We start from the raw sequence: 18,680 nt of genomic DNA, 5'->3' as shown, positions 1-18,680 counted from the left end.
TCGGTCGACGCCGTTCTGGGTAGCGTGAACCCATGACCGACGTTTCGAGACACATCCATATCGTTGCCGCTCCCGGAGTCTTCGCCGATCTAGCGACGGCGGAGGAACTGGCGAACCGGGCTCTCGCTGCTCGTGGCCTGACCGGTGACATCGTCGATGCCGCAACCAGTTCCGATGAGGCGATCGTCGTTCCAGGTGACGGAATCCCGATCGATACGTCGCCGTACAGCAGTGCAGTTCGGGTCGATCTGGGTCAGTGCACTCCGGACAGATCACCGGGCATACGCACTCATATTCGCGGCCGTGGACTCGACGGTCTGCGATTCGCGATCGACAGCGTGTATTTCCACCGCTTCCACCCCGGAACGATCCTGTCCTACGGGGATCACCCGGAACAACGCGTCGAGCTGCGGGTGCCCGAGAGCGACGGTCCGTTCCCTGTCGCCGTGCTGATCCACGGTGGGTATTGGCGTTCGCGATGGGAATTCGATCTGATGGACGCGATGGCCGTCGATCTGACGGCACGTGGCTATGCCACCTGGAACATCGAATACCGTCGACCCGACGAACACGGCTGGGATGTGATGACCGACGATGTCGCGTCCGCGCTCGCAGCATTGGAGACGGCACCCGGCGATCTGGATCTGTCTCAGGTAGTTCTGTTCGGCCATTCGGCGGGCGGTCAACTCGCACTGCGAGCCGCGGCCGATTCCTCAGGAAAGCCAGGGACACCCGCTCTCGCAGTGAGTCTGGCCGGGGTACTCGATCTGCGGGTCGGGGACGAGCGGTGGCTCGGCGAAGGGGCAGTGTCGAACGCGATCGGCGCACGATTCGCCGGTGCGCAGGAGACGTACGAGAAATCGTCGCCCATCTCGAGGCTTCCGCTCGGCGTCCCGCAGCTTGTGGTGAGTGCACTCGACGACGACCCCAACCTGCTCGAGATCAGCCGGGCGTACTACGCCGCCGCGTCGGCCGGCCCGGATTCGGTCGCCTCGATCGAAGGGCCCGGGGGCCATTTCGCCGTCATCGACCCCGCGTCGGAGATCTTTCAGGACATCGTTCGCGAGGTCGACGCACGAATCCGAGGTACCCGAGACCACGCGTCCGAGTAAGTCCGTATCGTGCATGGTGTGACGCGCAGCACAACGATGTGTATGCCGAGACTTCAGGAGCGAGATCGATGAAGAGCACCATGCAGGACACCCCATTGTCCATCGGCCAGCTGGTTCGATTCGGGACGTCCATTCACTCCTCGGCCGAGATCACCACCTGGACCGACACCGGTCCGACCACGGTGACCTTCGGGGAATTGGGCAGGCGGGCAGCGCAACTGGCGCACGGTCTGCGGTCGATCGGCATCGACGACGATCAGCGCGTCGGAACGTTCATGTGGAACAACGCCCCGCACATGGAGGCCTACATGGCGATTCCCGCGATGGGCGCTGTGCTGCACACACTGAACATTCGGCTCTTTCCCGAGCAGCTCACCTACATCGTCAACCATGCCGAGGACCAGGTCATCATCGCCGACGCAAGTCTGCTCCCCCTGTTGACGCCGTTGCTGCCGACGTTCGAGACCGTGCGGCACCTCATCGTCGTCGGCGTCGACCCGGCACAGGTCACCGCACCCGACGGCATCGAGGTGCTCGGCTACGAGGACCTGCTCGGAGGCAAGTCGGAGGAGTTCGACTGGCCGGAGCTCGACGAACGATCAGCTGCCGCAATGTGTTACACCTCGGGCACCACCGGTGATCCCAAGGGCGTGGTGTACTCGCACCGCTCCATCTACCTGCACTCGATGCAAGCGTGTATGACCGACGCGATGGCGATTGCGCAGTCCGACAAGGTGTTGGCCATCGTGCCGATGTTCCACGCGATGTCCTGGGGCTTGCCGTATGCGGCGCTGATGGTCGGTGCGTCGCTGATCATGCCCGACAGGTTTCTGCAGCCGGCACCGCTGGCGGAGATGATGTCGACGCTGCGTCCAACGGCCGCAGCAGCGGTTCCGACCATCTGGCAGGCCCTGCTCGCTCATCTCGACGAGCACCCGGCGGATCTGTCGAGCCTGCGTGACGTGGTGGTCGGCGGTGCCGCGTGCCCCCCGAGCCTGATGCGGGCGTTCCACGAGAAGTACGGAGTGCACATCTCTCAGGCGTGGGGCATGACCGAAACCTCCCCACTGGGCACCTCGGGCAAGCCCGATGCGGGCCTGTCGCCGGAGGACGAATTCGACTTGCGCTGTACGCAAGGCAGATTCGTCGCCGGAGTCCGGGCGCGACTCGTCGACGATGCAGGCACGGTGTTGCCATGGGACGGTGCGACCGTCGGGGAACTCGAAGTGCGTGGCCCGTGGATCACCGGCAGCTACTACCGCGCCGACGCCGACGACAAGTTCGACGACGGTTGGCTGCGCACCGGTGACGTGGGAACGATCTCCGAGGGCGGGTACCTGCGCCTGACCGATCGCGCCAAGGACATCATCAAGTCCGGTGGCGAATGGATCTCCTCGGTCGAGCTCGAGAACCAGGTGATGGGACATCCGGCCGTGCGGGAGGCCGCGGTCATCGGTGTGCCCGACCCGAAGTGGGACGAGCGCCCGTTGGTGGCCGTCGTCGTTCGCGAGGGGGCGTCGGTGACGGCCGAGGAGTTGAAGGAATTCCTCGACAGTCGTGTCGCGCATTGGCAGCTGCCGGAGCGGTGGACATTCATCGACGAGGTCCCGAAAACCAGTGTCGGCAAATACGACAAGAAGAGGCTGCGGAGTTCCCATGCCGACGGTGCATTGGAGGTCATCGAGCTGGTCTGATCCGTTCGGTGAGTTACACGTTCCTCACGCGAACTGCGAATACCAGTAATGGTCTACCCCTAGCGTCGTAACGGACAGCGACGGCGGGAAGTGGCGAACTGTGTTGATCAACCGTTGTGCATCGGCACTCGCGGTGATATCGGCCGTTCTGCATCTGGAAATGGGCGTCGGCGGCGCGTCGGGCATGTTGGTGACCGCCATGGCGGTGGTGTGCGTTGTGTGCGCCGCCGATCTGTGGCGGTCGACGAACAATCGCGCGTGGGTAGTGATGGCGGCATCGAGTGCCGTCATGCTGCTTGCACATGCCTCCAGTCCATCAGGGCACCATCAGCCTGTCGTGACCGACGCTGTCAGCGGTGCCTCCGCGGCCTCGATTCTCGCGGCGGTCGAACTCACGCTCGCCGCCGTCGTGGTTTTCGTTCGCACGCGCGGCATTCCGCCGGAACTTCTCCATCACCGACTGCAGGAGCCTCGATGACCGATACCTTTGCGCCCGTTGTAGTTCATCCCCTCGAACCGCTGAGCCCGCAGGAGATTTCGAGGACGTCGGCGATAGTCGTTCGCGAGCGGAACCTGACCTCCGCTGCACGCTTCGTCTACATCGAACTGCTGGAGCCGACGAAAACTGATCTGCAGCAATCGGATACGGACCGTCGAGCATTCGTCGTCCTGCGTGACCGTGACGCCCATGCCACTTTCGAGGCCGTTGTCTCGCTCACCCACGACGCCCTGATCAGCTACACCGAGATCGCCGACGCCCAGCCACCCATCACATTGGAAGAGTTCCTTCGCTGCGAGGACGTCATCAAAGCCGATCAGCGGTGGCAGGAAGCGATGGTCAAGCGTGGTGTCACCGACTTCTCGCTGGCGATGGTGGACAAGTGGGCCAGCGGCCACACCATGGATGGCGACAACCCCGGTGGTCGACGCCTCGCCCGGCCACTGACGTTCGTACGCAGCGAAGCGCAGGAGAACGGATATGCGCGACCCGTCGAGAATCTGGTCGTCACAGTCGATATGGACACGATGGAGGTGGTCGACGTCGCAGACACCGGAGTGGTTCCCATCCCACACGCGCCCGGGAACTATCTGCCCGGATTCTACGAACGCCCCGGCAACGTCCCGGAGTTCGCGCAACAACGCGCACCGATGAAGAAGATCGACATCACTCAACCCGACGGTCCGTCGTTTACGGTGGACGGCCATTACGTCGAGTGGGCGAATTGGCGCTTGCGCGTCGGCTTCACGCCGCGGGAGGGTCTCGTGCTGCACGATGTCGGATACGTCGATCGGGGAACCCTACGCCCGGTCATCCATCGAGCATCCCTGTCGGAGATGTACGTACCGTACGGCGATCCGGGCGACAGCCAGTGGAACAAGAACGTGTTCGACGAGGGCGAGTACGGCCTCGGCGTTCTCGCCAATTCGCTTCAGCTGGGCTGTGATTGCCTCGGCGAGATCCATTATTTCGACGCGTACGTCAACGATCAGGACGGTCAGCCGATCGAACTTCCGAACGCGATCTGCATGCACGAGGAGGACTACAGCATCGGCTGGAAGCACACCGACTTTCGCGACAACGTAGGCCAGGTCCGACGCAACCGTCGTCTCGTCGTCTCGTTCTTCGCCACCGTGGGCAATTACGACTACGGCTTCTACTGGCATCTGTATCTCGACGGGTCCATCGAGTTCGAGATCAAGCTGACCGGCATCATCTCCACCGGTGCGATCGAGCCGGGCACGGTCCCCGAGTTCGGCACTCTTGTCGCGCCCGGTCTCTATGGGCCGCATCATCAACACTTCTTCAGTGTTCGTCTGGACATGAACGTGGATGGGGCACGCAACAACCTCTACGAGCTCGAAGCCGAGGCCGTCCCCGCCGGGCCGGACAATCCCCACGGCAACGCCTGGCGTCAGACCAAACGACAGCTCACCCGCGAATCAGAAGCGCAACGCGTCGCCGATCCACTCCGGGCTCGTTCCTGGTTGATTGCCAACGCGGACAAGAAGAACAAGCTCGGTGGGCACATCGGGTACAAGATCGAGCCGTCCGGTGCGGTCGCTCTGCCTCTGGCACAGCCAGGTTCGCAGCAGGCGCGCCGAGGCGGGTTCGCCACCAAGCACCTGTGGGCGACGCCGTACGCAGAACGGGAGCGCTATGCGGCCGGTGAGTACGTGGCCCAGAATCCGGGACCCGACGGGCTGGTGAAGTACACGAGCGGTGACCGTTCCCTCGAGAACGCCGACCTGGTCATCTGGCCCACGATCGCCGCACACCATGTGGTGCGCCCCGAGGATTGGCCGGTGATGCCGGTCAGTCATGTGAGTCTGCACCTCAAGCCCACCGGGTTCTTCGACGGCAATCCGATGCTGGATCTGGCACCGGAGACGCCGAAGCCCGCCGCGCATTGCTGCAACGAGTAATTGTCCGCGCCCAGGCCCGGGGACCGCGGTCTCCGGGCCTACGCGTCTAAGTCGCAGTCTCGGTGACCGAGGCACTCACCAGCGACGAGGTGCGCACACTCAATCGCGTTCGATCGGCTCGGAACAGGTCGACGGAATATTCGACGGGTCGTTCGGACTGGTCGTATCCGATGCGTTCGAGTTTCAGGATGGGTGTTCCCTCGGGTTGGCGGAGCAGCGAGCCCGCGGGCGCACTGATCGTCGCCAGTTCGATGGATTCGTCTGCCATACACACCGATACGCCGAGCCGGGTACGCAGAGCCTCGTACACCGAGTCCAACGGAGTCTCCAGAACTCGGCCACAGATGCTGTCGCTGAGGTACATCTGCTCCAGCGACAGCGTGTCGCCGTCGGCGAAGCGCAGGCGCAGCAGCGATACCACCGGTCCGTCTCCCAGGACCTGCGCCGCCTCCGGGCTCGGCTCGGCGATGCGCGCCGAGATGACTTTGGTCCCGTCTCGAAATCCCTGCTCGTGCAGCATCTGTGGGACGCCCTTGACGGTGTTGAGGCTTCGGAGCAGTCGCCGGCTCTGACAGAGGGACTGCGCACTTTCCGGCGAGGACGAACCCGGTGTCACAGAGGTCAGAAAGGCACCGCCTGCCCTACCCTTCGTCCGTCGGATGACACCGTCGCGTTCGAGGAGATCCAGCGCTTTGCGCAGTGTCGTCCGCGACGTGCCGAGCCGCTCGGCCAGTTCGCGTTCGGGAGGCAACCGGGCAACGGAGCGCGATTCGAGCTCGGCCGCCAGCCGAAGAAGCGCCGCGTGCGTCTGTTCCATCAACAGCACCGGACCACCTCGATTTCTCCTGGAATGACTGCAGTGTCCATTCAATCTTCAATCAGGCCCGCGCAACACCCCTCGACCTGGGCATTAACGCACGATTAACACGGCGGGTGTCCTATGACCCGCAACCAGGTCATGCGTTACACGACGTTCACGTATCGACGAGAAAACCAGAAATGGTCTACGCCCATCGTTGCACCTACCCGAGAACGCAACATCTACCGAAGGGTGCAACACCGTGGAGGATTCCAGGTCGGCACGCGCCGCTCTCGGCGTGGAGCTCGCCCGCTCGGCGGGCGAGATCGCTCGTCGCTGGTTCGACACCTCAGGCCTCACCGTCGAACAGAAACAGGACGGTTCCCCTGTTACACAGGCGGATCGCGATATCGAGACGCACATCAGAGCCGGCGTCGCCGAGCACTTCCCCACCGACGGCTTTCTCGGAGAGGAGTTCGGTGAAACCGGCGGCACCTCCGACTACCGCTGGATCGTCGACCCGATCGACGGCACCAAATCGTTCGTGCACGGAGTTCCTCTGTACGCCAACCTGATTGCGATCGAGGAAGGTGACGAGATCGTCTTCGGTGCCATCAACCTACCCAGCGTCGACATCCTCATGCACGCCGAGCGCGGCAAAGGGTGCTGGAAAAATGGTGAGCAGGTGCATGTTTCGAGCAGGACCGATCTCGACGGTGCCTACGTGATGGCAACCTGGCTCGAGGACTGGCACCCGGATACCATCGTCGACCTCCACGCCACGGGTGCCGTACTACGCACCTGGGGCGACGCCTACGGCTACATGATGGTCGCGAGCGGCCAGGCCGATGCCGTGGTCGACTACACGACGCAGATCTACGATCTTGCCCCCATGCCGGTGATCATCGAGGAAGCCGGCGGCACCTTCACCTCGCTCGACGGCGCGCGAGACTTCGACAAAGGCAACGGGATTGCGACCAACGGCGTAATTCACGACTCGGTTCTCAAAATAGTCAACCAAGGATGACGCACATGAAAGAGTACATTCGCGGCCTGAGCCGAAAGAGCATCATGACGTTCTTCGGCGGTACCTACGCTCTCGCTCTGCTGTTCGCACTGTTCCCACCGCTCTACATGTGGGGCAGCGGAATTCGCTACGAAATCCTCGGTATCCCGTTCGCCATCATGTACTGGCTGATCAACGGGGTCGTGCTCGGACTGACCCTGTGGGGCCTCTACATCGTCGAGGACATCCGAGGCGAACTCGACGAGGACCTCCTCCCCGCTACCGCACCGCTGACTGGAGAATGACATGTTGATCATGCTGGGAATGCTCGGCGTCTTCTACGCCGTCGTCATCTTCATTCTGTACACCACCCAACAGAAGACCTCCCCGACGTTCGACGAGTACTCGGTGGGCGGTCGCAGCTACGGCCCCTGGTATGTCGCGATGAGCTACGTCAACTCGTGGTGGCCGGGTTCGGTGTTCATCGCGTTCTTCGGACTCGCCAGCGGCGCAGGCGTATTCGGCATGTACGGCCTCGCCTACTCCAGCCTCGGTGTCGCCATGATGTACTTCATGGCCACCCGCGCCTGGCGATGGGGAGCGAAGTACAACCTCCGCTCACAGCCCGACCTGCTCGGCCTGCGCTTCAACTCGCGCGGCACCAAGATCGTCGCCAGCGTCATCGGTATCGTCTCGCTCTTCCCCTGGGTGGTACTCGGTATGCAGGCACTCGGCGAGGTCTTCCAGATCGCCAGTGCCGGAGCATGGTCGGTCACCACGTGCCTGTTCGTCGGCCTGGCCGTCATCGTCATCCGTCAGTACTGGACCGTCAAGATGGGCATGCGCGGGTTGATCATGACCGACATGTTCCAAGGCATCGTCGCGTATGTCTTCTCCGCGGCACTGTGCCTGATTCTGCTCTCCGGTGTCGCCGGCGGCCCGATCAGCTTCTCGACTCTGGGAGACGTCGCCGACCAGTATCTCCGCGTCCCCGGCGACGGCGACTCCTACGGCCCGTTCTATCTCTTCGCCCTCATCTTCACCGGTGTCGTCGGATCCCTCTGCTGGCCGACAAGTTTTCAGCGGATCTACACCGCATCCAGCGTCCGCGCAGTCAAGTCCGGCACCATCCGCACCGTGCTGATCTCCGGCGTCTTCTACTCACTGCTCATGCTCGTCGGTATCGCAGGCACGGTCATTCCCGCCGTCGCCGATTCACCGCAGACCGGCTGGTTCACCATTGCCGAGAGCTACGGTGGGACGTGGCTTCTGGGACTCGCCGCCACCATGGTGTTCGCCGCATCCATGGGCCACATCGACGGCAGCGTGCAGGTCTGCGGACTGCAGATCGCCAACGACATCGTCAACTCCGACAAGCGCAAACTCTCCGACAGCCAGCTCACCAAGGTGGCCAAGACGAGCATGCTCGCGTTCATGGCAGCGGCGGCTATCGTCGCCTACGCCACCTTCAACATGACGCGTCTGCAACTCCTCGCGCAGATCTCGTACCAAGGCGTTGTGCAGCTTGCCATTCCACTGTTCCTCGGCATCTTCTGGCGAGGCGGCAACGGTAAGGGCGCAGTCGCCGGAATGATCTCCGGCTTCACCGTCGCCCTGGTGCTCACCGCGATCTTCCCCGACGACATCGTCGGACTGGGCAGCCTCACCGGCGGAGTCGTCGGCATGGCCGTCAACCTGGCCGTCTTCCTCATCGTCTCCAAGGTCACCGGAATCACGGCCGAGGAGAAGGCACGCGTCGACGAGATGTTCGCGGTCGGTAAGCGTCCTACCCGCACAGCACCGGTCGACCTGTCCTTCGAGGACCGGATCGACGAACTCGCTGCCAACCCCGCACCGGAGAAGATCTAGTGACCTTTCTCGACGATTTCGCCGCGATGTCGCAGTTCGGTGCCACCGCCGCCGGCGGCGTGCACCGCGAGGCAGCGACCGCGGACGACGGTCGAACCAGGCGGTTCCTTGCCGACTGGTTCGACCGGCACGGCTTCACCACCACCGTCGACGCGGTGGGAAACATGTACGGCACCGTCGAGTTGGTTCCCGGCGCACCGTACGTGCTCGTCGGCTCGCATCTCGACAGTCAGCCGACGGCCGGAAAGTACGACGGGGCCTACGGGGTCCTCGCCGCGGCACACGCCGCGTACGAGGTCTCGGAATGCGTCGAACGGGGCTCGGTCGCTCCACAATTCAACCTCGCGGTGGTGAACTGGTTCAACGAGGAAGGTTCTCGTTTCTCGCCCAGCCTCATGGGAAGCGGGGTCTTCATCGGCAAGTTCGACGCCGAGAACATCCTGAAGGTCACCGATCGCAATGGCGTCAGCGTGCGGGATGCTTTGTGCGATATCGGATTTCACGGCAACGACGATGCACCCGAGGCCGCGTCCTACGCCGAGATCCACATCGAACAGGGCCCCATTCTCGCGGACACGGGCACGACGATCGGCATCGTCACCGCCAACTGGGCCGCACGGAAGTACTCGATCACCGTTCACGGTGAGCAGTCGCACACCGGAGCAACGCATATGGCCCTGCGTCACGACGCGTTGGTCGGCGCATCACGCATCGTGCTCGCTGCACGGGATCTCACCACGCAGTTCCCCGAGGAGGCCCTACTGGCATCGGTCGGCGAGTTCGATGTCGAACCCAACTCCCCCATCGTCGTGCCGTCGAAGGTCACCATGGCCATCGACATCCGGTCCTCCGATCCCGAGGTTCTCGAGCAGGCCCACGACAAGCTGCTTGCAGCAATCGATTCCGTCAACACCGACGGGGAGGTGCGGGTCAGCGTCGACACCTCGGCGCTACGGCCGTCCACGAGCTACCAGATCGAGGGCGTCGAACTGGCGGAGGAGGCAGCCGAGGCACTCGGATTGTCGTCCCGACGGATGCTCACGATGGCCGGCCACGACTCGGTGAACCTCAAGGACGTCGTACCGACGGTGATGCTGTTCGTCCCCAGCATCGACGGAATCTCGCACAGCGAGAAAGAACTGACCCACGACAGCGACCTGCTCGACGGCGTGAAAATGCTCGCCGAGACGGTCGCGCGCATGGTCCGCGGCGATATCGGAGTCGGCCGATCTTCCGAACTCGCCGCCACCAGCCGCACTCGAGCATAGAAAGCAGAGCCAGATGATCGATTTGAGCGGCAAGACTGCAATGGTCACAGGCGGGTCCCGCGGCATCGGACGCGCAGTCGCGACCACTTTGGCGGCGGCCGGCGCGCACGTGGTGATCGCCGACCGCAGCGACGCACTCCGCACCGACGGCGCATCGACATCGAATCTGATCTGCGCTGCGGGAGGCACCGCCGAGTCCGTCCTGCTGGACATCTCCGATTCCCGGCAGGTCGACGCGGTCTTCGCGGACGTCGCGGGCCGATCGGGCATCGACATCCTCGTCAACAACGCCGGAGTGCTCAGTGCCGGAACGGTCCTCGACACGACCGACGATGCGTGGCGGTCACTTTTCGCAGTGAACGTGGACGGGACGTTCTTCTGCACCCGAGCGGCGATACGGCACATGGTCGACGCCGGGCGGGGCGGCAAGGTCGTCAACGTCGCGTCGATCAGCGGCCTGCGGGCCAATCCAGGATTTGCCGGGTACTGCGCGGCGAAGGGAGCGATGGTCAACTTCACTCGGCAGGTCGGCATCGACTATGCACCGATGGGAATCAACGTCAACGGCGTTGCGCCCGGCTTCGTCGAGACCGACATGACCGCGATCTACGACGCGTCCATCCGCGGCGCTCTGGAGGCGCAGACCCCCAACGGCAAGTGGGCAGATCCGCAGCACATCGCCGACACCGTGTTGTTCCTGGCCTCGTCGCTCTCGGACCACATCTGCGGAGAGATCGTGGCCGTGGACGGCGGCTGGCTCGTCGGCACTCCCGTGGTTCCAGTGATACCGGTGGCAACCGCGGTATCGGCATGAAAGGCACGCGATGAATCCCATGTTGACCAAAACCGTCGCCGAGATACGTGCGGCATTCGGCACCGGTGAGCTCACTCCCGTGCAGTTGCTCGACGCCACGCTGGAGCATCTGTCGGCGACCGACCCCGTGATCAATGCGATGGCGTACGTGGACGAGTCGGGTGCCCGTGCAGCCGCGGCGGCCGCGACCGACCGACTCGTATCCGGCCGTGCCCGAGGAGGCCTGGACGGGATTCCGGTGACGATCAAGGACAGCGTCCATGCGATCGGGATGCCGTGGCGGCACGGCGTCGCCGCGAATGCGGACCTGCCGATGTCCACGGTCGACGCGCCGCCGGCCGCCCGGCTGAAGGAAGCGGGTGCTGTCATCGTCGGCAAGACCACGATGCCGGACATGGGGATGATGGCAGCCGGCGTCAGCTCGCTGTACGGAATCACCCGCAATCCTTGGGACCCTTCTCGCAACACCGGTGGATCCAGTGCCGGTGCAGGTGCGTCGCTGGCGTCGGGCATCGGGTTCGGTTCTGTCGGTTCCGATATCGCCGGGTCGGTGCGGTTGCCTGCGGGACACTGCGGGCTCGTTGCCTTGAAGCCGACGCAGGGCCGCATTCCGCACACTGCTCCGTCGACAATGCGATCGGCCGGTCCGATGGCGCGCACCGTCGACGATCTCATCGACCTCTACGGCGTTGTCTCGAGGCCCGATCCACGCGACACGTGGAGTCTGCCGTACGAGGACACCTCCGACATACACGCGGTTCTCGCTCCTGCCGGGCTTCGCATCGGCGTCATGCTCGACATGGGCTACGGTCCCACCGTTTCCGACGACGTACAGGCCGTGGTGCGTTCTGCCGCAATGCAACTGAGTGCAGCGGGTGCCGTGGTCACCGACATGCCGCCGATCTTCGGCGTGGATCCGTACCCGGCGTTGGATCGCCTGTTCCAGGTTCGTGCGCGCACGGAGTGGGAGGCCATTCCCGAGAGTCGTCGATCGCAGGTACTGCCCGCGGTCGCGGAGTGGGCCTCGGCGGCGGCGCAGTATTCGGCCGCTCAGTTCACGCGAGATACCGATGCGGTGATGCGCTCGCAGGAGTCTGTTCGGGCGCAGACGTCCGAATTCGACTTCGTCATTTCTCCGGTCGTTCCCACAGTGGGCTTCGGTGCCGAGGAAGTCGGGCTCGACCCGGCACAACCGTTGGGCCACTGCAGTTTCACCGCGTGGTTCAACCAGACCGCGCAACCGGCCTCGGCGCTCTGTTTCGGCTTCGCCGGACACATGCCTGTCGGGATACAGGTCGTCGGACCTCGGTTCGCCGACCAGGCGGTGCTGAGGCTGACGAAATGGCTCGAAGGTGCACGGGGATTCGAGATGAACTGGCCGACGGCTGTGGCCGCTGACAAGATCGGAGTGCTGGGATGACTGTGCGGCAGACACTGAGCGAGTTGGGTATCTGGGCAACGGGCGACCTGACGTTGGACCCAGGTACCACCATGGCGAGCCCCAGTTGGTGGGGCGCGGACTCCGAGCGGTATTCGGCGCGGGCCGAGGTTGCGGACTCCGGCGCGGGCTCGGCCGCATACGTGAAAGTGACGGAACCGCACGCTCGCGACTACATCGATGTCGCAGCGACGTTCTCGGCGGCGACCGCGGCCGGCGACGCCGGCATCGGACCGAAAGTCTTCTTCTCCGACGCAGCCTCCGGTGTGCTGGTCATGGAGGACTTCACCGGACGGTGTTCGACCGCAACGCTCGATCTGTTCGACGAGGACGCGAATGTGGAGAAGCTGGTGGCGCTGCGGACATCCGTTCACCGGCTCAGCGGAATCACCAGACGTGCGTCGGTGTTCGAGGACCTGGCGCACGTGATCGGTTTGGTCGAGAAGGTCGGGGGGTTGTTCCCGGCCGACTTCGATTGGATGCTGCGGACTCTCGCGCCTGCTCGAGTCCGCATCGACGGTGCCGGGTTCGACGCGGTCCCCTGCCACGGCGACGGCAACGTCTCCAATGTCCTGATGCTCGACGACGGCGGTATGCGGCTCGTCGACTGGGACGTTGCGGCGCTGATGGATCCGTTGCAGGACATCGGTGCCTTGCTCGCGGAGATCCGTCCGTTCGACACCGACGCACGCGAGGTGTTCGAGATGATGTGGGGATCGTTCGACAGTGCGCTGTTCGATCGCGCCCGTGTATACGGCATCGCCGACTCCCTGCGGTGGGCCCTCATCGGCTCGTATGCCGACGCGATGAGGCCAGGCACGCAGGAGTATTCGAAGTTCTCCGACTGGCAGTTCCTGAGAGCGCGGGCTGGATTGCGCGACCCCCATTTCGACGACCGAGTACGGAATATCTGAGGTGGCCATGAACGAGATCGCACTGGGATCTGCCCGAACCGAGCCCGAACGGCAGGTGGAGAAGGCTCTGGCCGCTGTTGCGGAGTGGGAGGGCCTGAACATCACCTACGCTCCGGTACCCGGAGGGTTGATGAACAGCAATTGGCGCATCACCGTCGAAGGGAAACCCAAGCGCTACTTCATGAAACTCCCCGGCGCCGGGACGGATTCGTTCATCGACCGGTCACTGGCCAACGAAGCCGCTCGCCGGGCAGGCGCTCTGGACATCGGGCCGGAGGTGGTGCTGTTCGATCCGGTGACCGGAGTGGAGGTGATCGAATTCCTGGAAGGCTACCGGGCGTGCACCAACGGCGACCTCAAGCGTCCCGAGATCCCGATGGGCATGATCGATGTGTATCGCGTGCTTCATTCGGGAAGCAAGCTCAGCATCACGAAGACGATTTTCGACATGATCGACGAACACCTCGATCAGGTTGCCGAACTCGGTGTGCGGTTGCCGCGCGACGCAGAGCTGATCCTCGCCGAGTACGGGCAGGCGAAGAACGCGATGCTGGCGTCCGGCCTGGATCTGGTTGCATGTCACAACGACCCGATGCCAGGAAACATCCTCATCGGCGACGGCCTGCCGATGAAACTGGTGGACTACGAGTTCGCATCCAACAACGACCGCGCCTACGAGCTCGCCGTCATGATCACCGAGATGTTCTACGGCGAGCAGCAGACGATGGAATTGATCGAGGAGTTCTACGGCAAGGCCGAGTGGTCGATGATCTCTCGCGTGCAGGTGTGCAGCGCGCTCGCGGACGTGAAGTGGGGCCTGTGGGGTTGCATGAACCACAAGCTCAGCACCGCATGGGATTTCGACTACCACAAGTACGGAACCTGGAAGCTCGCCCGCGCCAGGATGAAGATGGCGGATCCGCGTTGGGCGTTCTGGCTGCAGGGGTTGTGAGGTGACCACTCTCGATCGCGTCGGAGCCCTGAGCGTCAACGGATTCGATGCATCCTCGACTGTGGGACTCAGCACTCGCACGCTCGATCTGGTCGAACGCCGGAGGCGCGTCCTCGGGCCCGCCTACCACCTGATGTACGAGTCTCCGCTCGAGTTGTTACGCGGAGAGGGTGTGTACGTCTACGACGCCGACGGCACTCGATACCTCGACATGTACAACAACGTCGCCAGCGTGGGGCATTGCCATCCCCGGGTTGTCGACGCCGTCACCCGGCAGATGTCGAGGATCAACACGCACACGCGGTACCTGCACGAGGCCGTGATCGGCTACGCAGAAGATCTGGTCGGCACTTTCCCGGAAAACCTGAGCACGGCGATGTTCACGTGTACCGGGTCCGAGGCGAACGACCTCGCTCTCCGGATCGCACGGCATGCGACCGGTCGTCAGGGCATCATCGTCACCGAAAGCGCGTATCACGGTGGAACCGCGGATGTGGCGGCGTGTTCGCCGTCGATGGGTCCGGCGTCCGTCCGCGACGCGGAGTGGGTGCGGACGGTTCCGGCACCGGATGCGTACCGGGTGAACGGCGATCTGGGCACGTGGTTCGCCGAGAAGGTGCAGGCACAGATCGACGACTTGGTCTGCAGCGGTGTCGGTTTCGCTGCGCTGATGGTCGATTCGATCTTCGCCTCCGACGGGATCTTGCCGGAGCCGACACCGTTCCTGAAGCCTGCAGCGGACGTCGTTCACGCCGCGGGTGGGCTGTTGATCGCCGACGAGGTGCAGCCGGGGTTCGGTCGCCTTGGCGACTCGATGTGGGGCTTCGAGCGGCACGGCTTGCTGCCCGACATCGTGACGATGGGCAAACCGATGGGTAACGGGATGCCCATTGCCGGACTGGTCATGCAGAGTTCGTTGGCCGAGTCGTTCGGACGAGACCTGCGCTACTTCAACACCTTCGGTGGCAATCCGGTGACTGTCGCTGCGGCCCAGGCGGTTCTCGACGTGATCCGCGAGGAGGACCTGGTCGCCAACTCCGCCTCGATGGGTTCGCGCATGCTGACGGGCCTGCGAGGACTTGCCCCTGGTATCGATTCCATCGGTGACATCCGTGGTGCGGGGTTGTTCGTCGGAGTCGAATTCATCGACCCGGCGGGTGAACCGGACCCGGCCGAGGCATTGCGGGTGGTCAACGCCATGAAGGAACGCGGGGTGTTGATCTCGGCCACCGGCTCGTACGGAAACACATTGAAGATCAGACCGCCGTTGACCATCGAGTCGGCAGACGTCGACCTGTTCCTCGACATGTTCGCGGCGGTCGTGGACTGATACGAATGTCTGTCAGGCGTCGGTCGGGCCCAGCGACGCCAAGGTTCTGTCGGCCACTCGTTCGAGTTGACCCCGCGTTGCGCCGTCCCGGGCTCGCTGGGACATGCCCTGAATGATCACACCGATCAATTCCGCTACATCGACGGGCTCCCATGACGGGGGCAGGGTGCCGTCGGCGATGTTCTCCGAAATGCGCTCCGAGAGCAGCGCGACGTTGGCATTACGCATGTCCCGCAACCGATCTGCTATCCCTCGGTTGGCGTCGGTGACGCCGACGGCCGAGCTGATGATCAGACAGCCCCCCGGACACGAATCGTCGGTGTAATGCAAAGCCGCGTCGTACAGCAGCCGTGAGATGAGCTTGGCGGCCTGCGGCTCCTCGGCGAACGCCCGGGCCATGAAGTCCCCGCGCGTAGCGAGGTAGCGGTCCACCGCTGCGAAGAACAGCCCCTCCTTGCCGCCGAATGCACTGTAGAGACTGGGCGGGTTGATGCCCATGGCGCCGGTCAGCATCGACACCGAGGTGCCCTCGTACCCGTGCTCCCAGAATGCGAACATCGCTTGATCCAGCGCAGAGTCGACATCGAACTTGCGCCCCTGTCCTCGCACGCCGGCCATAGGCCCTCCTGTGTCACATCGCAACAGTTCTGTTCAGCTGTGATCTACTCTACTCCTGTAGCGATCACTAAGCGAATCCCCTACGCTTCTGCAAGAACTTCGGTTCGGCGCCGCACGGAAGAGAGCGAATACAGCCCGAGAGTGCATATCACCGTCCAGGGGGATCGAAATGCGTAGTGCCGCTTCATTCAAACTCGGACTCAGTCACAGCGCAGACACCGACTCGGCGTGGAAGGTCGAGGCGGTGAAGCAGGTCGAGTACCACGTCATCGCCGCACGGAATCTGTTCGAGACGGAAAACGCCCAGCTGTTGACCGGCTGCAGCGCAGCACCGCTGACCCGGGGAGACAGACGCCTCGTCGTGATCGACTCCAATGTCGATCGCATCCACGGCGACCGCATCAGGAGATACTTCGAGCACCACGGGGTGGCCGCATCGTTCGTGCCGATGCGCGCAGACGAAACGGTGAAGGAATGGAGCTCGGTCATCCGCGTCGTCGACGCGATGAACGGATTCGGTATCGACCGACGACGCGAGCCGGTCATCGCCGTCGGCGGTGGCGTGCTGCTCGACGTCGTCGGATTCGCCGCGAGTGTCTATCGGCGCGGCACTCCGTACATCAGGATTCCCACCACCTTGATCGGTCTCGTCGACGCCGGAGTGGGCGTCAAGACGGGTGTCAACTACGGCATGGGCAAGAACCGTCTCGGAACGTACGCCCCCGCCATCGCCACCTACGTGGACCGCTCATTCCTGCGCACCCTCGACGACCGACACCTGTCCAACGGTCTCGCCGAGATCCTGAAGATGGCGTTGATCAAGTCGGTCGACCTGTTCGAGCTGCTCGAAACCTACGGTCAACGCCTGATCGCCGACAATTTTCAAGGTACGTGCAGCGAACTCGACACTGCTGCAACGCAGGTCATTGCCGAATCGATCCACCTCATGCTCGAGGAGCTTCAACCCAACCTGTGGGAGTCCTGCCTCGAACGGTGCGTGGACTACGGCCACACGTTCTCGCCCACACTCGAGATGGAGGCTCTGCCCGCTCTGCTGCACGGCGAGGCCGTCAGCATCGACATGGCGCTCACCTCCGCGCTGGGTTTCCTGCGCGGAAGCCTCAGCAGAGAGGATCTGGACCGGATTCTCACGGTGATGAAACGGCTCGGCCTCCCCGTCTGGAACGACGTGTTGTCCACCGCAGGCGTGCTCGACGCCGCACTCGCAGACACCGTCCGCCATCGAGACGGACGTCAGCGACTGCCGCTGCCCGTCGGTATCGGCGGACACCATTTCGCCAACGATGTGACCAACGAGGAGATCGCGTCCGCGCTGACTCTTCTCGCGCGCAAGAACACCGGGCTGGCCAACGGTGAAGTCTCGGTGACGAAGGTCGCGTCATGAAGTGGGACAGCCTGTACATCGAGGGCTTCGGGTCCTATCTACCCGAAAGCCGAGTGCAGGCGGCCGATATGGTCGCGGCGGGGCGATTCGACTCGGTCGAGCACCAGAAGACCGGGCAGACGTCGGTCGCGGTCTCGAATCCCGACCTCGGCGAGTCCGCGCCGGACATGGCCGTCCTCGCGGGCCGAGCCGCGGTGCAGGACAGCGGAATCAACAGTGACGAGATCGATCTTCTGGTACACGCTGTCGTTCTGCACAACGGTCTGGAGGCCTGGAACTGCGGTGCGTACATCCAGAACGAACTCGGCATCGACGACTGTCTGCCCATCGAGATCCGCACCGCATGTGCCGGCGCGATCGTCGGCATAGAGATGATCGGTCGTTGGTTCGACGGACGCGGCAAGGGATTGGTGACCGCGTCCGACGCATGGCGAATGCCACTGTTCGACCGGTGGAAGTCCGACAGCGGACTCGTCTACGGCGACGGTGCGGCCGCCGCCGTCGTCGGCCCCGATCTCGGCCCGTTCCGCATCCTGTCGACATCCGTGGTCAGCGATGCGCACCTCGAACAGATGCACCGCGGCTTCGACAGCCTGGACATGCCGGTCTACGACACCGACGGGCCCATCGACCTGAGAGCACGCGTCGCGGGCTTCACCGCGACACACTCCATCGACGAGTTCTGGTCCCGCAACGCAGCGGCTCTGTCCCGTTGTGCCGAAACGGCACTGGGTGACTCGGCGACCCATCACGGCGAGATCGGCAGGTGGATCGTCCCGAACTTCGGCAACGTTCTGCTGCGCAAGCAGTGTTTCGAGCCTCTCAAGATCAAGCCCGACCAGACGCTGGTCGAACTCGGGCGCGAGATCGGCCACACCGGTGCTGCCGACCCGTTGCTCGGCCTCGACCTGCTCCGGCACACCGAAACCCTGCAGCCCGGTGACCGAATCATGCTCACCGGCATCGGCGTCGGGTTCACCTGGGGATGCGCAGTCGTCGAGTACACCGGCCACGACAACACCACGAAGGGATAGACC

General features: G+C 63.7%; 17 protein-coding genes. 15 read left to right on the top strand and 2 right to left on the bottom strand.

Annotated elements, in window-relative coordinates; translation table 11 throughout:
* The first annotated feature begins 32 nt into the window (after positions 1-32).
* The 4 genes from CH274_RS16885 to CH274_RS16870 all read left to right on the top strand — a co-directional run bounded on the left by CH274_RS16885 (position 33) and on the right by CH274_RS16870 (position 5,230).
* Positions 33-1,112, top strand: a complete 1,080-nt coding sequence (locus CH274_RS16885; protein ID WP_094658227.1) for an alpha/beta hydrolase family protein — start codon at positions 33-35, stop codon at positions 1,110-1,112.
* A gap of 68 nt (positions 1,113-1,180) precedes the next feature.
* The gene (locus CH274_RS16880; RefSeq protein WP_094658226.1) at positions 1,181-2,806 is read left to right on the top strand and encodes a long-chain fatty acid--CoA ligase; all 1,626 of its coding nucleotides are present in this window, start codon (positions 1,181-1,183) and stop codon (positions 2,804-2,806) included.
* A gap of 100 nt (positions 2,807-2,906) precedes the next feature.
* Positions 2,907-3,284, top strand: coding sequence for a hypothetical protein (locus CH274_RS16875; RefSeq protein WP_094658224.1), 378 nt, complete (start codon positions 2,907-2,909; stop codon positions 3,282-3,284).
* Complete coding sequence (locus CH274_RS16870; protein WP_094658223.1) at positions 3,281-5,230, top strand: primary-amine oxidase; 1,950 nt, start codon at positions 3,281-3,283, stop codon at positions 5,228-5,230. The genes CH274_RS16875 and CH274_RS16870 overlap by 4 nt, the downstream gene beginning before the upstream one ends.
* Before the next feature lie 46 nt (positions 5,231-5,276).
* Here CH274_RS16870 and CH274_RS16865 read toward each other — a convergent pair whose 3' ends face one another.
* Entirely contained in the window at positions 5,277-6,047 is a 771-nt protein-coding gene (locus tag CH274_RS16865) for a GntR family transcriptional regulator (RefSeq protein ID WP_045199458.1), read from the bottom strand.
* Positions 6,048-6,291: 244 nt separating this feature from the next.
* Here CH274_RS16865 and CH274_RS16860 point away from each other — a divergent pair, with 244 nt between their 5' ends.
* Genes CH274_RS16860 through CH274_RS16820 form a run of 9 tightly spaced genes read left to right on the top strand, consistent with a single transcriptional unit; the run spans position 6,292 to position 15,620 of the window.
* Positions 6,292-7,056, top strand: coding sequence for an inositol monophosphatase family protein (locus tag CH274_RS16860; protein ID WP_052049432.1), 765 nt, complete (start codon positions 6,292-6,294; stop codon positions 7,054-7,056).
* A gap of 5 nt (positions 7,057-7,061) precedes the next feature.
* Positions 7,062-7,340, top strand: coding sequence for a hypothetical protein (locus CH274_RS16855; protein WP_045199456.1), 279 nt, complete (start codon positions 7,062-7,064; stop codon positions 7,338-7,340).
* Position 7,341: 1 nt separating this feature from the next.
* Positions 7,342-8,904, top strand: a complete 1,563-nt coding sequence (locus CH274_RS16850; RefSeq protein WP_094647269.1) for a sodium:solute symporter family protein — start codon at positions 7,342-7,344, stop codon at positions 8,902-8,904.
* Positions 8,904-10,172, top strand: a complete 1,269-nt coding sequence (locus CH274_RS16845; RefSeq protein ID WP_256993616.1) for a M20 family metallo-hydrolase — start codon at positions 8,904-8,906, stop codon at positions 10,170-10,172. The genes CH274_RS16850 and CH274_RS16845 overlap by 1 nt, the downstream gene beginning before the upstream one ends.
* Before the next feature lie 13 nt (positions 10,173-10,185).
* Positions 10,186-10,986, top strand: a complete 801-nt coding sequence (locus tag CH274_RS16840; RefSeq protein ID WP_094658221.1) for an SDR family NAD(P)-dependent oxidoreductase — start codon at positions 10,186-10,188, stop codon at positions 10,984-10,986.
* A gap of 10 nt (positions 10,987-10,996) precedes the next feature.
* Positions 10,997-12,406: an amidase gene (locus tag CH274_RS16835; protein WP_094658219.1), complete on the top strand. Its 1,410-nt coding sequence runs from the start codon at positions 10,997-10,999 to the stop codon at positions 12,404-12,406.
* Positions 12,403-13,338: a phosphotransferase family protein gene (locus CH274_RS16830; RefSeq protein ID WP_094658217.1), complete on the top strand. Its 936-nt coding sequence runs from the start codon at positions 12,403-12,405 to the stop codon at positions 13,336-13,338. Before CH274_RS16835 ends, CH274_RS16830 begins: the two co-directional genes overlap by 4 nt.
* A gap of 7 nt (positions 13,339-13,345) precedes the next feature.
* Entirely contained in the window at positions 13,346-14,290 is a 945-nt protein-coding gene (locus CH274_RS16825) for a choline kinase family protein (protein WP_032395136.1), read from the top strand.
* A gap of 1 nt (position 14,291) precedes the next feature.
* Positions 14,292-15,620 (top strand): aspartate aminotransferase family protein, encoded by a 1,329-nt coding sequence (locus CH274_RS16820; RefSeq protein ID WP_256993615.1) that lies wholly within the window; start codon positions 14,292-14,294, stop codon positions 15,618-15,620.
* 12 nt (positions 15,621-15,632) lie between these two features.
* On the opposite strand, the gene CH274_RS16815 is transcribed toward CH274_RS16820, so the two are convergent.
* Positions 15,633-16,238 carry a TetR/AcrR family transcriptional regulator gene (locus CH274_RS16815; RefSeq protein WP_094658216.1) on the bottom strand — a complete coding sequence of 202 codons (606 nt, stop codon included), beginning with the start codon at positions 16,236-16,238 and terminating at the stop codon, positions 15,633-15,635.
* A gap of 169 nt (positions 16,239-16,407) precedes the next feature.
* Between CH274_RS16815 and CH274_RS16810 the strand changes: the two genes are divergently transcribed.
* Entirely contained in the window at positions 16,408-17,643 is a 1,236-nt protein-coding gene (locus CH274_RS16810) for a sedoheptulose 7-phosphate cyclase (protein WP_032395032.1), read from the top strand.
* Positions 17,640-18,677 (top strand): ketoacyl-ACP synthase III family protein, encoded by a 1,038-nt coding sequence (locus CH274_RS16805; protein WP_094658215.1) that lies wholly within the window; start codon positions 17,640-17,642, stop codon positions 18,675-18,677. Before CH274_RS16810 ends, CH274_RS16805 begins: the two co-directional genes overlap by 4 nt.
* Positions 18,678-18,680: the final 3 nt, after the last annotated feature.

Origin of the sequence: Rhodococcus sp. 06-418-5, assembly GCF_002258285.1 — a bacterium.
Classification (GTDB): Bacteria; Actinomycetota; Actinomycetes; order Mycobacteriales; family Mycobacteriaceae; genus Rhodococcoides.
The sequence above is the reverse complement of the archived record's forward strand: the minus strand, read 5'-3'. Positions and strand labels throughout refer to the sequence as shown.

Bases quoted from the DNA above. Each gene is read 5' to 3' on its own strand.
- CH274_RS16830 (WP_094658217.1), top strand. From the start codon at position 12,403: ATGACTGTGCGGCAGACACTGAGCGAGTTGGGTATCTGGGCAACGGGC.
- CH274_RS16835 (WP_094658219.1), top strand. From the start codon at position 10,997: ATGAATCCCATGTTGACCAAAACCGTCGCCGAGATACGTGCGGCATTC.
- CH274_RS16855 (WP_045199456.1), top strand. From the start codon at position 7,062: ATGAAAGAGTACATTCGCGGCCTGAGCCGAAAGAGCATCATGACGTTC.
- CH274_RS16880 (WP_094658226.1), top strand. From the start codon at position 1,181: ATGAAGAGCACCATGCAGGACACCCCATTGTCCATCGGCCAGCTGGTT.
- CH274_RS16885 (WP_094658227.1), top strand. From the start codon at position 33: ATGACCGACGTTTCGAGACACATCCATATCGTTGCCGCTCCCGGAGTC.
- CH274_RS16865 (WP_045199458.1), bottom strand. From the start codon at position 6,047: ATGGAACAGACGCACGCGGCGCTTCTTCGGCTGGCGGCCGAGCTCGAA.
- CH274_RS16840 (WP_094658221.1), top strand. From the start codon at position 10,186: ATGATCGATTTGAGCGGCAAGACTGCAATGGTCACAGGCGGGTCCCGC.
- CH274_RS16805 (WP_094658215.1), top strand. From the start codon at position 17,640: ATGAAGTGGGACAGCCTGTACATCGAGGGCTTCGGGTCCTATCTACCC.
- CH274_RS16810 (WP_032395032.1), top strand. From the start codon at position 16,408: ATGCGTAGTGCCGCTTCATTCAAACTCGGACTCAGTCACAGCGCAGAC.
- CH274_RS16825 (WP_032395136.1), top strand. From the start codon at position 13,346: ATGAACGAGATCGCACTGGGATCTGCCCGAACCGAGCCCGAACGGCAG.
- CH274_RS16870 (WP_094658223.1), top strand. From the start codon at position 3,281: ATGACCGATACCTTTGCGCCCGTTGTAGTTCATCCCCTCGAACCGCTG.
- CH274_RS16815 (WP_094658216.1), bottom strand. From the start codon at position 16,238: ATGGCCGGCGTGCGAGGACAGGGGCGCAAGTTCGATGTCGACTCTGCG.
- CH274_RS16850 (WP_094647269.1), top strand. From the start codon at position 7,342: ATGTTGATCATGCTGGGAATGCTCGGCGTCTTCTACGCCGTCGTCATC.